Origin of the sequence: Candidatus Brocadia sinica JPN1 (assembly GCF_000949635.1) — a bacterium.
In the GTDB taxonomy this organism is placed as follows: Bacteria; Planctomycetota; Brocadiia; order Brocadiales; family Brocadiaceae; genus Brocadia; species Brocadia sinica.
The window spans coordinates 1,196,711-1,211,178 of record NZ_BAFN01000001.1; the positions used below are offsets into that span (position 1 = coordinate 1,196,711).

Sequence of the window (14,468 nt, forward strand, 5' to 3'; positions counted from 1 at the left end):
GGAAAAATCACAACCCCCCTGTTTCCCCCTAGTTTGGTAAGGGAGATTAACGTGATCGTTTGTTTTTTCAGTTTCCATTTTACACTTCTGACTCGTTCGGGTTGGGTGATTACCATAACCGGAAATAGTATCTTAGCGTTCTAAAATGTAATGGATCATATTTCAAAGACAGACGGAAACTTTCATTTGCCAGGCGTTTATTCCCTATCCGTAAATAATATCGACCGGCCTTTGCATAATGCAAAGCCAGCCGCTTTTTATAAAGTCTTTCACTGATTCCGCACATCGTATCTTTGAATGCAGTGTAGGTTTTATCTATGACCTGTTTTTGATATTTTAAGACATTATCCCTATTTTTGCTCAAAGAACGTGGATTATGTCTATATTTAACCAGCGGTTTATCGATCCCTGAGATTTTAAAATAAAATGCAATGCGTAGCCACATATCCCAATCCTGGCAATTAAAAAGTTGTTCATCGAAAAAACCGGTTGTCTCAAATACCTCTTTTCGTACTACCGCAGATGAGCATATGATAAAATTCTGTTCGGAAAATAACTGGATAAAAATATTACCGGATGGCAATCGTCTCTTCTGATACCCATCAAGCGCATATCCTTTTTCATCGATATTTATGTGTTTTGAATATACCATACTGACCTCCGGGTGTTTGTCAAAATGTTCCATGTCTGCCTGTAATTTTTCCGGCAACCATAGATCATCTGCATCAAGAAAGGCTACATACTTGCCTTGAGCTGATTGAATGCCGACATTTCTTGCCGTAGGGAGCCCTCTGTTTTGTTCCAGATGTATGTACTTGATCTTTTGCATGAACGGAATCAATACTTCTTTTGTATTATCTGTAGAACCATCATCAACTACAATAATCTCGTACAGATCATACGTTTGCAATAAAACAGACCCCAGAGAGTCCGGCAAGAACTGCGCACAGTTATATGTGGGCAATATTACACTAACGAGAGAACGATTGTCATTCATGGTTATACATTCAGAAGCGCTGATTTTCGGTTACAGTTCTTTTATGATGCTGATAAATTTCGGTATATTTGCTTTCAGGGAATAAGAAAATTCCACCGTTTTCTTTCCTTCCAGTCCGATACGTTCCCGAAGGGCCTTATCCTTTATGAGAAGACTCACCTTTTCGATCCATTCTTGTGTGGAGGCAGCAAATAAGCCGTTCATCCCTTCCTGTATAATCTCATTATGCACCCCTACAGGAGAACATACAACAGGAATTCCCACAGAGAGATATTGGAGTAATTTGGTCGCGCATTTACCTTTTGTCCATTCATGATCAGGCAAAGGCGCCAGACCAATATCAATGTCCTGTAAATCCGCATTTTCATCCTTGAGTGCCCACCTTTTTTTTATAACCGACATCCGTTTGCACTCGAAAAAATCGTTACAAATAATCTTTAGTTCTACAGATTTGTATTGGCTTGCTACATGATCAAAGGCAGGGGTTAACTCCTTTAAGAACGGGAGAGAAGACTTGCTTCCTATCCAGCCAATGGTAATCTTTTCTTTGCTTCTGCGATAATCTTTTGTCGTATATTTCCTTGTGTCAATTGCAGTTGGTAAGATAGCTATATTTTTGTTATAGGGTATAGCTTTTGATTTCAGGTACTGATTTCCGGCTATAATCTGGTCACTGCACCGTACCATCCTGGCAAATGTCCTTTGCCTTTTAAAAGACCGTCCACCGCCATCTACCGGGCTTTTAAACATAATGGCATCATCGAAATCGTATATGATCCTGATGCGCTTCCTTCTCAGATACCAGAGTTGCCAGTGCCACAGCCGTTTCTTCTGGATAAATATGGTATGATAGTCTTTGAGTTCTGAAAACAGTTTCATCCATTGAAAGAAGGAATTCGGAAATAATGCAACGTGCATCACTATCTGTGCTTCTTGAAGAGAAGGGAGGTATTGCAATACCCTGTATCTACTTGCAGGGTGGTCCCATCCTTGTATAAGAAAATAGACCTTTTTCATTTTTGATTATTATTTATTTGCGAAATCTGCACAATCTGTGTTTTTGGATTCCATACATGTTTCCGCCGTATGCTTAATCGAACAATTGCCCGTACTATTTCTTTGTCATCTTTCGTAAGATTATTTATGCCTGCATACACCCGATAAAATCGTAATCTATCGGTATACGTAATACAATGGGGAATAGATGCATTTAATTGGGATAAATTTTTCACCGTTTTTTTGATGGTTATTTTTTTTTGAAAAGATACCCGATCCAGATCCAGATAAAAAAAATCCCAGCTATCTGGTAGTTCCATAATCATGATATTATTCGCCTTTAAATCACAGTGATATATGCCTGTGTCGTGGAGTTGCTGAAAAGACCTTGCTAAGCAGGAAATAAACCTTCGTTTCTTCCCGGATGCAGCATTCTTACAGGGGTCATGAAACTTTTCACTCACATATTTGTTACACGGAAGACAAGCAGAAATATCTTCCATAAGAATAAAACTTTTTTTGAGTATACCCGCTCTTTTTTCCTCAAATAGTGCAATGGGTTTGGGAGTCCGAAAGTTTGCCGCCATTAAACCATGAGCAGCAACCCATGCCCTTCGTGCAGGAGAACTCCAGAAGGAATACAAGCATCTCTTCACTGCAATTGGATATCGGTATTCTTTGATGCACACGCTTTTAATGCCTTCGTGAGATACAGGAATAAGCGTGATGCCTGTTTTTGCGGATGATTTTACAATAGTACCGAGCCGTTCCTTGAAAGAAAGCATATGTTTCTTGATCAAAGAAGCCAGTGTGCTAACTTCCCATTCATTTCGCATGTTTACTGTATAACTGGCATGGGTAGTAACCTTGAATACATTATTCGTTTTTAAACATTTTTTTGTTCTACTGTGCCAGAGTCTGTACTTAATCTTGTAAATTTCTTTCAAGACAGCCCTGCGAAAAATTTCCCTGTCTTTGGAAACCAACAACTGACTTGCATAATTATCTATCAGCCTTGTTATTTCTTCATTGGTACATGTCTCTGTGACAGAATATAATAACCTCGATAGTTCTCGAATCCGTAACGATAATGGAGGTCTCTTTTTAAATGCTACTCGTCCGAGGTCTAGCAAGTAAAATAACGTGGTATTATCCCGATCTACCAATATATTTTCAGCATGGAGTTCTCCATGAAAAATACCGTGATCATGTACCGTTTTAACGTAAGAAATAAGATTGTTCAGGAATGTATTTTTCTTTGACAAATGTACGGGTGATTGTTGGATAGCAAGTAATAATTCCTTTGCCGTCGTGCTGTTTGGTACTGCCTTTGAGATGATATAACAATCCTTCAGCATCCCGAAGCGTCTCTTCTCTCCCACCGCGACAGGTTCTGCTGCCAGCAACTGATTTCGGAGCAGTTGATGACTGTAGTTCCATTCCCTCCGTGCCTTTGATAAAGAAAATAATGATTTCACGCCTTCCAGCCAATTTCTGGCCGTGTATTGCTTTAGGTAAAAGGACCCTTGATTATGCGTGTATCGTAATACTTTTTTACAATATCCATTACGGACAATCTCACACTGTTTATCTTCATGAATAGCCTGAAACATTTCTCTTAATACATCCGGTGATACCTCTTTTGCCGACCATCGAATGCCATCGCTGATAAAAGTATTTACAACCATCTATTCTCTTGGATTGGTATCCAGCACCTTACGATAAATCCGGAGCGTTTTTTCGATATTTGCTTCAAAGGAATACCTTTCTGCCTTTTGTCTTGCAGCTAGGCCGATTTGTTCCCTTTTTTCCTTTTCCAGAAGTACGTTAATATAATTTGCTATGTCCTTTGCATCGATGGGGTGGCTAATAACGAAACCATCTTGCCTGTGGGTAATAATCTCTGATACGCCACTGGTATTGCTGGCAATAACCGGAAGTCCTGATGCCATTGCCTCAAGACAGGCAGTACCAAAGGCATCATACTCGCTGGGAAAAACAAAAATATCTCCCCCCCCGTATATCTCTTCAATTTGTTTGGATACCCCCGCAAAGACCACCTTGTCGAGAACGTCTTTTTCATCTGCGAGCCGTTGATATTCCCGAACGTTTCCTTTCCCCACAACAAGCAATTTTACTTTTTGAGATTTATTAACCAGGGGCAATGATTCGATGACATATTTCAGTCCTTTTCTCTTGAAACCGGAACCAACAAATAACAGGAGAACTTCATCTGGTGCAATTCCGTATTTAGCCCTTACTGCATCTCTGTATCTTATTCTGTTTTGGGGCGTAAATATACTGATATCTACCCCATTATAAATAACCTCTATGTCGCCTGGAGATAATTGATAATGGTGTATAATTTCTTCCCTGCATTGTTCGGAGATACAGGTAATCTGCTTATAGTGTTTCCTTTTAAAAATAGCTCTTTCTAAAAACAGAAGGCTAAAGTGTCTTGGATTCAGGCATAGGAGAATCTTGCCAAACAGAGATTGCATCAAGGGGTAGGTATGCATCATATAGTCCCAGTGGCATCCCCCACCAACCCGGTAAATATCCTGAAACAAAGTCTGGGTAAATCCGTGAACAAGATCAAATTTTACCTGTGTTTTTTTAATAATCTTAGGGGCATTTACTGCAAATGTCCAGTATTTTAATGGTGACCAGAAGGTAATAGCTGGAACAGGATGGCAAATTAATTCCCTATACCGGCCTTTACCAAATCGATGTGCAAATATATGAACTTCATGACCGCGACTGAGGAGTTGTTTGGATAAATGAAATACATAACTCTCCACACCACCTTTTTCCCTGATAAACTGATACACCACCAATGCAATTTTCATCGTAAATGCTGTGAGTATTCCGGAATATAATTTTTACAAAATTTGCTTATAATACCATAAAAATCCGAAAGTTAAATTAGCAAAAATTAAATAATGTGATATAATAAAAATGGAGAGGAAAGAAGATGTGGGAGGTATGAGGTTAAACATCTCAGGATACAAAAGGGTTCAATAATGTATCTAAAAGTAACCACCTTCAATCCTCTCCAGCAAGTTCTTTGAAAAGTATCAGTAGCGTTTAAAACAGACACGTGCAACAAAAAAAGAAAAGTTCAATAAAGGGCGTCGAGGTCTTTAAAGCGCTACTGTTAACTATAGAGCTTCCTTAACCCGATGGAAAAACAGAAAGGGGTATACGTAATGAGGAAGTCAGACAGGTAGCCTGATACATCAAGAATGATGTATCAGGCTATTTTTATTTATGATTGTCAAATTTTTGGTTATTCTATTCGGGAGAATAAAAGTATCGGGAGGATGAGCAATTTGCGTTATGCATAAATATCGGTTACAATTAAAACTACATATCTGTCAGGGCGCATCCAAAAAGATTTAGGGTTGTTTTGTTGACCCTTTACAATACCTAAGCACTTTGCGGATGCGTCTTTTTTGTTTCTGCATTAATGATCTACCGTAAAAGCATTGATCAAACTTGTGTTTTTACAGCGCAATGCTCTAAAATGGCAATTACCGATTGTGGCAAACCGTACAATGAATACCCATAGGTTTTGGATGCGGCGGTTCGCCGGACCTGCCCGGCGGATGGCAACCTAATTGGGTACAATTTCCAGCAAAGGGCGGGTGGGGGGAATCTATCGCCGAAGGATGCGCTGGATTGGGATGACATGCCGTACAATTGACCATTGACACGGGGAAATGGCAATTGAGACAATGGCGGTTCCTCGTATTTACACCGCCCCACGAAGCATTATGGCTTAAAGGAGTTGTGTTCTCATGACATCGAATACAAAAATCCTCCTGATGGCATACACTGCATTTCTTCCTGTCCCATGATGCCACAAAACCATGGGTCTTTCTGCGCCATGCATTGTTATGACTTTTCGGTTTTTGGTCCTGATGGCAATTTACACACCAGTAATTGTCATTGTGGCATCGCTTACAATAGTCTTGATTGTAATAGAACTCGCTACCGTGTTTTTGTATCCAGTGTGGGTCATCATGTTTGACCCATCGGTCTTCGTGATACAGTGGCATACGATTCTTTTTGATATGCTTGTGGCAAACATCGCATGCAATCTTGTCTTCCCCCTGTTCTTTGTGACATGGAATGCAGGCGCCAAACATATCCGGGATAAGATCCGGGGTAATTGCATCACTCTGTTCGATACCCGCATGACATTGATTGCACTCTACTTTGTTTTCGAGGTGTACCTTATGGGTAAATTTTAAATCCCGGTATTTTTTCGGGATATTGTGCTTAACCTTTATTTCCATGCCCGGCTTTGTATGGCACAACAGACAGGATTGAGGATTAGCGGTATCAAAATTTTTCATATGGCAGCTAAGACATTTTGCCATCTTGGGCCATTTTGGTTCGAGGTCATCTTTATAGGCATGACAAATATTACAATCCTTTAAACCCCTCTCCATATGCCTGGCATGGCTGTAATGGATTTCAGACTCTTTACAGCCTCCCAGCATCGTAAGAGTAACAAAAGTTACGATGGAAATTAGATAATAGAATTTTCTCATCCTAAATACCGGTAATTTAGGCATTCAAGCCTGACAAAGTTTGAAATTAGGCCCTAGGCTACTTCCCAACTGTAGAGCGAAGAGCCTCTTCGCTCTACAAATGCAGCTTTGAAATTCTAAACGTCAAGACTAAGATACTATGTACATCTTCAGAAATTCGTACTATAAGTAATCAATAGCTGATGAAAGGTATCTGGCTTTGTGTCGCTTATTTCAGACGACCAACGCATACTTATATCAGAATGTTTCGATAATAAATACTTCAGCCTCAGATAATACGTACGCACATCGATCTTTTGCTCAATATCCCTTGTGTACTCACTATCCAGGATAGTCTGCAGATCATTGCTTCCAACAAAATTATATTTATACAGTGAATAGCTCGTGCCAACACCCACATCAAATTTTCCAATTTTTTTATCATAGTCAACACCAAGGTCTACCGTATGATCAATACCCTTTACGTTCCAATATTCTACCGTAAAGGATGCTTTGGATTCCTGTAAAAGGACATTATTCACGTTGAATGATAAAAAGGTTCTGTTATAGTCACGATTGAAGGTATCTTCGTCATCTTTGTCTATCACACTCCTGTAATCAACACCGCTGGATATGCCAAATTTTTCACCCAAACCCTTATACCCTGTCACGCTGATGAGTTCGAAAGACTCTAAAGTTCCCAGGAGTTGAAAAAAAGGAGAAATGTTGTTGCTTTGTTCGCCTAATGAGTGAATGAATCGGTAATATGATACCTGGATGTTTGCATCCCAGTCAATCTTATCCCAGGACAATTTGACCAGGAAATCCTTCGGTAGCGTATTCAGGAGGGTATATCTTCCATAAAAATTAAAGTCTTCATAAATTTTTTGCCACAGGTTAAGTCCCACCTCATCATCAACAAAATCATCGTCTATAATACGAATGTAGTCAAGAGTTGTACGGGTATCCACAAACGGCCGGAAAGCCACCCCGCTTCCTGTCACGGTATCAAAATAGGTGCTGGAGTATTGTGAAACCCTGAGACCACCGAAGACGTAGCTTTCAACAGGCCCAATTTGTTGTTCGTACTTTGCTCCATCAAAGAGAATGTTTTCGAGAGAGTATAAATACTGACGTCCGAGGCGTAGATTTGACTTATCAATGACAGGGTTCTTGATATCTGCATATAAATAGTAAAGACGCCCGTTGTATTGGTGGTCGTAACTGTCAAGGATGTCTCTGAATGCCCCTGATTTTGACTCTCTTCCGTCGAGGTCTGCCGTAAACCTCCCTGAACCTGATATTGTTACCTTGTCACGGAAAAAAGGTCTTGTGGTAAAGCGCAGATAATCATACGTGTCGTGGTCTTCTTCCCCCCCTTCCGCCCAACGGCCTTCATATTGAGCCCGAAAATTTCCGGATATAAAGTCTTTGTACGTAAAACCACTTTCGCTTACGCCTGTTATTATATCGGTGGTATTCCCGGTTTGAGCAAAAAGAATAGTTGAAAACGTGAGGACACTCACAAAGGAAATTACGACTATTCTTGATATAGAGAAACACAGGCGCATTACAATGGTATGTATTAGTTATGGCCAAAATCGGAGGTCTTTACAGAAGACACCGCATTCATTTCCTTTGTAGTTGTATAGATGAAATCGCCGGTGGGGTTATCGTTACCGTTTGCATCGTTTCCAGCGGCATAAAATGTTATTGGATCGGTTGCGTCAGCGGGGGCCTTCCACTTGACCCTCCATTTCGCCTTTTTATTACCGGCAGCGGTATGTTCTATATATTTGCCCTTATCTGCCGCATCAAGCCCCCGAAAATCATTTGGACGAATTACTTGCGTTTTGCTATTTATTCTCTTGAACTTTCCAACCCTGTTATTATTGGCATCCAGCGCCGTCATCTCAAACCCGTGCAATTCCCCGCTTGACCCCGTAAATGAAATCTCTATTTTGACGAACTTGCCCGGAATGTACGTGTCAGGCCCCATAATTGAAAATACAGCCTCTCCTGAATTGAGTTCAAAGGAATTATGACAGCCTATGTCATTACAGGTGCCTATGTCGTTTGGCGCACCTGTCCGGTAAGCTGGGGGTCCCCCAGACCAGGCATAGAGGGTATGTACGCACAAGCTGTAAAAAACAATGCTCAACACAAGACCTGATATAGATTTTTTGATCATTCTCATCAGCGCGCCTCCTTTTTTCGTTAAAGCTACACAAAGCAGGTGTTTTTTTCAATAAAATTATTTTGGGGTGCTTTTTATGAAACGGTGTAGTAGTAATCATTCGTGGGTTATGATATAATATGGCATATTTCATGAATAAAATACAACGCATGGGTAGGCAAAAGGAAAAAATGAAAGCGGGCAAGTTCGTAATTTATCCTGTAACCGATGTCAACATTTACCTGGATGGAGGGGCGGTCTTTGGAATTGTGCCCCGCGTCTTGTGGGAGAAGGTCTATCCGCCTGATGACAGAAACAGGATACAACTATCTCTCCACTGTCCCCTGGTCGTGACAGGGAGATATAACATCCTGATTGATTCGGGAGTTGGAACAAAGCATAACGAGAAATTTTGCCGAATTTATGGTATTGATAAAAAATCAAACCTGCTGGAATCCTTACATCGTTTTGGTTATCAGCCCAAAGATATCGACCTGATTATCAATACCCACCTCCACTTTGACCATGCCGGTGGAAATACCACTGTGAATGAGAAAGGCAAGATTGTTCCGGCATTCCCAAATGCAAGGTATTTTGTCCAGAAAGGAGAGATGGAGGCGGCAACGAATTCAAATGAAAGGACAAGGGCAAGTTACCTGACTGAAGACTTTTTGCCTATAGATGACCAGAAGCGTCTCTCCATCGTAAACGAAGAAATTATAGAACTGGATAAAGGCGTCTCCCTCATAAAAATTGGGGGTCACACCCAACATCATCAATGTGTAAAAATCGAATCTGAGGGACACGTGGCCTTTTTCCTGGGCGACCTGGTTCCCACCGTTGCCCATCTTCATTATCCTTATATCTCCGGATATGACTTATTCCCTTTGGAAACCCTGGAAAACAAAAAGAAGGTATTAAAACAGGCATACGAAGAACACTGGCTCCTGATCTTTCAACACGACCCTAAAGTGCGCATGGGTTACCTTAAGAAGGTAGATGGGCGGTTTGAGGTTGAGGAAGTAAAAATATACCTATAGTAATGGGGGAGCAAGAGCATATTAATCTCTTAAAAGAGAAAGGCTTACCTGTTCAACCAAAAATACAAATCCAAAAATTGTTATTCAAAATGAAGAAACAAGCGCCATCTCTGTATAAAGTCCTTTCCATTGCCGGTTCTGATTCCGGCGGTGGGGCTGGAATACAGGCGGACATTAAGACGATTACGTCCATTGGTGGCTATGCAACAACGGTCATTACTGCTCTGACCGCACAGAATTCCCTGGGTGTCCATTCCATCTTTGAGGTACCGGCATCCTTTGTCGGTCAACAAATAGATGCCGTAATGACGGATATTGGTACTGATGCCGTTAAAACGGGGATGCTGCTGTGCAGGGATATCGTAGATGTGGTAAGTCTGAAAATCAAGGAGTATAACATCAAACGTATTGTTGTCGACCCGGTCATGCTCTCCAAAAATGAAAAGAGCTTGTTATCCACTGATGCGGTTAATGCCCTCACCTCCCAATTATTTCCTCTTTCTATTGTCGTCACACCAAATATCCCGGAAGCAGAATATATCAGTGGTTTACAGATAAAAAATGTATCCCATGCAGAAGAAGCCGCTAAATGTATCTATCAATTAGGTGCTTCGCATGTACTCATAAAAGGCGGACATGCCGGGAAATTATGGGATACGAACAAAAAAAATAAGGTTATCGATATTTTCTATGATGGAAAATCCTTTGAGTATATTGAAGGTGAATACATACCGACAAAAAACACCCATGGCACAGGTTGCACCTATGCCTCAGCGATAGCTACCTATTTGGCAAGGGGAAATGGGCTAAGAGAGGCCATTATTCAGGCAAAGAGATTTGTTACCACCTCTATTCGGAAGTCCTTTAATCCTGGGAAGGGATACGGCACTTTGGATCAGTTCGGGGCGGTACAATTCCCTTGAATTACTTAGGCTTTATTGATATACTTTTGGTAATAGTATTCTGGAAATCAATCTTTTTAAAAATTCCCTGGGGCTATTCCTGCTATGTGTCTATGCGATAAATTATTTTAATTGCGGCTTCTCGCAATAAATATTTGTTTTATAGTGAGGATGTACTAATATGCAACAAATTGCTTCTTTAGAATCAAGCGTATTGGTATTAAACAAATTTTTCATGGCCCTTCATGTAATTTCGGCAAAGAGGGCATTTGTTTTATTATGCAAGGAAGCCGCAGAGGTCGTTTCTGTAGATGACGGAAAATTCAACTCCTATAATTTTGAAAGTTGGAAAGACGTTTCTCTCTATAAGGCTAAATTAGGTTTACCCGATGAAGACACCAGTTGGATCAGGACTGTCTCTTTTGAAATCGAAGTGCCAAAAATTATCCGTCTTTTATTCTATGACAAGCACCCGCAATCCAACGTAAAATTCAATAGACGGAACATCTTTGCCCGTGATGAAAACAGGTGCCAATACTGCGGTCAGCGGTTTCCGACATCGGAACTTAGCTTAGACCATATTGTACCGAAGGCGTATAATGGGAAAACTACCTGGACAAATATCGTATGCGCCTGTACGGAATGTAATAAATTGAAAGGTGGAAGAACCCCTGAAGAGGCGAGAATGAAGTTAATACGTAAACCAGTCAAGCCAAAGCATAGTCCCATCTTAAGCCTTAAACTTCGTTCAGATAGATATCGCTCATGGAAGCAATTTTTAGACGAGGCATATTGGTCTGTTCCGTTGAAATAAAATCTGCTCCAGACAGGTTCAGGTATTTGAGAAATTTTCCTTTTCCAGTATTTACCCATAACTATTTTTAGGGAATATTATTTAAAAGTCTTGAAAGAGGAGCCTTCTGATATATGCTCCCAGGCGGTTCTGAAGGCACTTTATCCCCTCTCCAAAATATACGGGTTTGTGGTTAAAACTCGTATTTTTTTTTATGAGAAAGGCATTCTGAAAAGCGTTCGTCTTCCCGTTCCTGTAATCAGCGTGGGAAATATCACGATGGGGGGAACCGGCAAGACACCGGTAGTGGAATATATAGCAAAATATTTACAAGAGAAGGGAAAAAGGGTTGCTATCCTCAGCAGGGGTTACGCAGCTACCATAAAACAGGAAAACAGTTCTTTGGCTGAAAATGTTTGCAATGATGAGTATCTCTTGTTTCAGGAAAATATCCCGAATATTCCTCATCTGTTAAATAAAAACAGGGTGAAAAGTGGATTAGAGGCGATCAGGCGCTTTCAGGCTGAATATTTATTACTGGATGATGGATTCCAGCACATCCACCTGGCAAAGGATTTGAATATTGTAACTATTGATGCACTAAATCCATTTGGGCATGAGCATATAGTCCCGCGGGGGATGTTGCGTGAACCTTTAGAAGAACTAAGACGGGCCGACATGATTATGCTAACCCGCGTAAACCAATGCAGCCACGATGAAATTCAATCAATCATTGATCGGTTGCGTGAGGTTGCAAGACATGTTCCGGTAGTAGAAACAGTTCATAAACCTATTTGTTTAGAATCATTAGCGGACGCGGCGAGGTTGGATATTCACTGTTTGCATGGAAAAAAGGTCTTTGCATTTTGCGCCATAGGCAACCCTGTATCATTCAGGAAAAGCATTGAAAGCTTAGGGGGAGAATTGCTCGGTTTTCGGGTATTTCCAGACCATCATGTGTATACCTCATCTGAATTGAGAGGACTAAATACAGAGGCGCTGCGTATCAGGCCGGATGCAATTATTATTACTCAAAAAGACAAGGTAAAAATAAAAAATGTTCGTAATCTATGGGATTTCCCATTGTGGACATTAAAGATGGGAGTTCGTATTGTAAAAGGATATGAAATTTTTGAAAATAAGATCAATGCCATTCTACATTGAAAGGAGAAATATAATGGCTCATAAAATCACGGATGATTGTATAAATTGTGGCGCATGTGAGAGCGAATGCCCTGTCAATGCCATATCCGAGTCCGGGGATAAGAGGGTGATTAGCGCAGACACCTGTACTGATTGTGGCAATTGCGTGGCCGTATGTCCAGTCGAAGCAATTCTTGCCCCATAGAGATATTCCTGTAAGGAAGAAATTGGAATGGTGAGACAACGTGAAGATAGGACTAATTTTTTCGAGCCATTAGACCTTAGCAAAATCAAGACATACTCAATAAAGGAACGAAAAAATCTCTCAAATATCAAACTATTCGCCAGGCCTGTCTTACCCACTGATGGAATACATGCCTTTTTCGAATCCCTGCCAGAGATCCTGGCTTCTGCCAATTTGCGGAAGGTAATTGATGCAATAGTCCTGGCGTATCAGAACAAACATCCCGTAGTAATGGCCATTGGTGCACATGTCATAAAGTGCGGGTTGTCGCCATTAATCATAGATCTCATGAACCGGCGCATAATAACCGCCCTTGCCATGAATGGCGCCGCAGCTATTCATGATTATGAAGTTGCGCTCATCGGGGCGACCTCTGAGGATGTGGCACTCAGTCTAAAAGACGGCAGTTTTGGTATGGCAAAGGAGACTGCAGAGGCATTTCAAGCTGCCTCTGCTCAAGGAATAAAAGAGGGCAGGGGTCTCGGACGGGCACTGGGAGATAAAGTAATTGAAGAAAAAAATCCGTATAATGACCTAAGTCTGATGGCCTGGGGTGCAAAACTGAATATACCAACCACGGTCCATGTTGCTTTGGGCACCGACACAATACACATGCACCCGAACATTTCAGGAAGGGATTTGGGAGAAGCCAGTCATATCGATTTTAAAATTCTTTCCTCTGTGGTTTCAAAACTCGAGGAAGGGGTTTGGCTCAATGTGGGCTCTGCCGTCATTATGCCAGAGGTTTTTCTTAAAGCACTTTGTATTGCAAGGAATGTTGGTCACAAGGTTGAGAATTTTGTAACGGTAAATATGGACATGATTCAGCACTACAGACCACAGACCAATGTCTTAAAAAGGCCAACCCAGCGCGGATATGCGATTACAGGCCATCACGAAATTATGCTACCTTTACTGAGGATGGGGATTCTTTCAAAACTTGGTACAGGAGATGAATAAAGCCAAAACTATTTTCAAAATATACCAAAAGATGTTCGCTGCTTTGGGTCCACAGCAATGGTGGCCGGGAGAAACACCTTTTGAGATAATCATTGGCGCCATATTAACACAGAATACCAACTGGTCTAACGTTGAAAAGGCCATCAGAAACCTCAGGACAGCCGGAAAGCTTTCTCCGGAAGGCATTCATGAATTGAGTGTAACAGAACTGGCACAGCTTATTCGCCCTTCCGGCTTTTTTAACGTCAAAGCAAGGCGTGTTAAAACATTTATCAACTGGCTATTTTCAAGATACGGAGGCAATCTCTCCGGGATGTTCAACCAGGATCTGCAAATACTCCGAGATGAACTGCTTTCCGTAAAAGGCATTGGGCCAGAAACAGCAGATTCTATTTTGTTATATGCAGGAAATTTACCTACATTTGTTGTGGATGCTTATACACACAGGATTTTTTCAAGGCATGGTTTTGTTTCTGAAGAAAGCACCTATGACGAGATGAAGTCTTTCTTTGAAGAAAACCTCCCCAAAGATGTAAAATTATATAATGAATACCATGCCTTATTGGTAAATATCGGCAAAATGTTTTGTAGACCAAAAAAAAGCCTGTGAACAATGCCCCTTAAAAGATTTCTTGTAATTTTGGTTCAAGCAGGATACTGTAAAAATACCTGATGTATG

14 protein-coding genes are annotated in these 14,468 nt (G+C 40.9%); 7 read left to right on the plus strand and 7 right to left on the minus strand.

Translation table 11 applies throughout. The annotated features are described in order from the left end of the window. Nucleotides 1–109: 109 nt before the first annotated feature. From BROSI_RS05410 to BROSI_RS05440, 7 genes are all read right to left on the minus strand, one after another. Entirely contained in the window at nt 110–997 is an 888-nt protein-coding gene (locus BROSI_RS05410; protein WP_082059053.1) for a glycosyltransferase family 2 protein, read from the minus strand. Nucleotides 998–1,027: 30 nt separating this feature from the next. Continuing rightward, on the minus strand, nt 1,028–2,014 hold the full coding sequence (locus BROSI_RS05415; RefSeq protein ID WP_082059054.1) for a glycosyltransferase family 4 protein: 987 nt from the start codon (nt 2,012–2,014) through the stop codon (nt 1,028–1,030). Next, a complete protein-coding gene (locus BROSI_RS05420) occupies nt 2,011–3,681 on the minus strand; it encodes a lipopolysaccharide kinase InaA family protein (protein ID WP_052562747.1) in 1,671 nt (556 codons plus the stop codon). The genes BROSI_RS05415 and BROSI_RS05420 overlap by 4 nt, the downstream gene beginning before the upstream one ends. Then, entirely contained in the window at nt 3,682–4,842 is a 1,161-nt protein-coding gene (locus tag BROSI_RS05425; RefSeq protein WP_052562748.1) for a glycosyltransferase family 4 protein, read from the minus strand. It lies immediately after the preceding gene. Nucleotides 4,843–5,526: 684 nt separating this feature from the next. Further along, nucleotides 5,527–6,552, minus strand: coding sequence for a hypothetical protein (locus BROSI_RS05430; protein WP_052562749.1), 1,026 nt, complete (start codon nt 6,550–6,552; stop codon nt 5,527–5,529). A gap of 149 nt (nt 6,553–6,701) precedes the next feature. Continuing rightward, nucleotides 6,702–8,057 (minus strand): hypothetical protein, encoded by a 1,356-nt coding sequence (locus tag BROSI_RS05435; RefSeq protein WP_052562750.1) that lies wholly within the window; start codon nt 8,055–8,057, stop codon nt 6,702–6,704. Nucleotides 8,058–8,116: 59 nt separating this feature from the next. After that, on the minus strand, nt 8,117–8,728 hold the full coding sequence (locus BROSI_RS05440; RefSeq protein WP_052562751.1) for a Reeler domain-containing protein: 612 nt from the start codon (nt 8,726–8,728) through the stop codon (nt 8,117–8,119). 131 nt (nt 8,729–8,859) lie between these two features. Between BROSI_RS05440 and BROSI_RS05445 the strand changes: the two genes are divergently transcribed. The 7 genes from BROSI_RS05445 (at nt 8,860) to BROSI_RS05475 (ending at nt 14,399) form a co-directional block, all read left to right on the plus strand. Beyond that, the gene (locus tag BROSI_RS05445; protein WP_052562752.1) at nt 8,860–9,747 is read left to right on the plus strand and encodes an MBL fold metallo-hydrolase; all 888 of its coding nucleotides are present in this window, start codon (nt 8,860–8,862) and stop codon (nt 9,745–9,747) included. An 89-nt stretch (nt 9,748–9,836) separates the two neighbouring features. Beyond that, nucleotides 9,837–10,670 (plus strand): bifunctional hydroxymethylpyrimidine kinase/phosphomethylpyrimidine kinase, encoded by an 834-nt coding sequence (gene thiD / locus BROSI_RS05450; protein ID WP_052565660.1) that lies wholly within the window; start codon nt 9,837–9,839, stop codon nt 10,668–10,670. Between the two features lie 160 nt (nt 10,671–10,830). Then, nucleotides 10,831–11,463, plus strand: a complete 633-nt coding sequence (locus BROSI_RS05455) for an HNH endonuclease (protein ID WP_052562753.1) — start codon at nt 10,831–10,833, stop codon at nt 11,461–11,463. A 90-nt stretch (nt 11,464–11,553) separates the two neighbouring features. Continuing rightward, complete coding sequence (gene lpxK / locus BROSI_RS05460) at nt 11,554–12,606, plus strand: tetraacyldisaccharide 4'-kinase (protein WP_052562754.1); 1,053 nt, start codon at nt 11,554–11,556, stop codon at nt 12,604–12,606. Nucleotides 12,607–12,619: 13 nt separating this feature from the next. Further along, entirely contained in the window at nt 12,620–12,790 is a 171-nt protein-coding gene (locus BROSI_RS05465) for a DUF362 domain-containing protein (RefSeq protein ID WP_052562755.1), read from the plus strand. A gap of 27 nt (nt 12,791–12,817) precedes the next feature. Then, nucleotides 12,818–13,789 carry a GSU2086 family protein gene (locus BROSI_RS05470; RefSeq protein ID WP_052562756.1) on the plus strand — a complete coding sequence of 324 codons (972 nt, stop codon included), beginning with the start codon at nt 12,818–12,820 and terminating at the stop codon, nt 13,787–13,789. Then, nucleotides 13,782–14,399: an endonuclease III domain-containing protein gene (locus tag BROSI_RS05475; protein ID WP_052562757.1), complete on the plus strand. Its 618-nt coding sequence runs from the start codon at nt 13,782–13,784 to the stop codon at nt 14,397–14,399. The genes BROSI_RS05470 and BROSI_RS05475 overlap by 8 nt, the downstream gene beginning before the upstream one ends. The last annotated feature ends 69 nt before the right edge of the window (nt 14,400–14,468 follow it).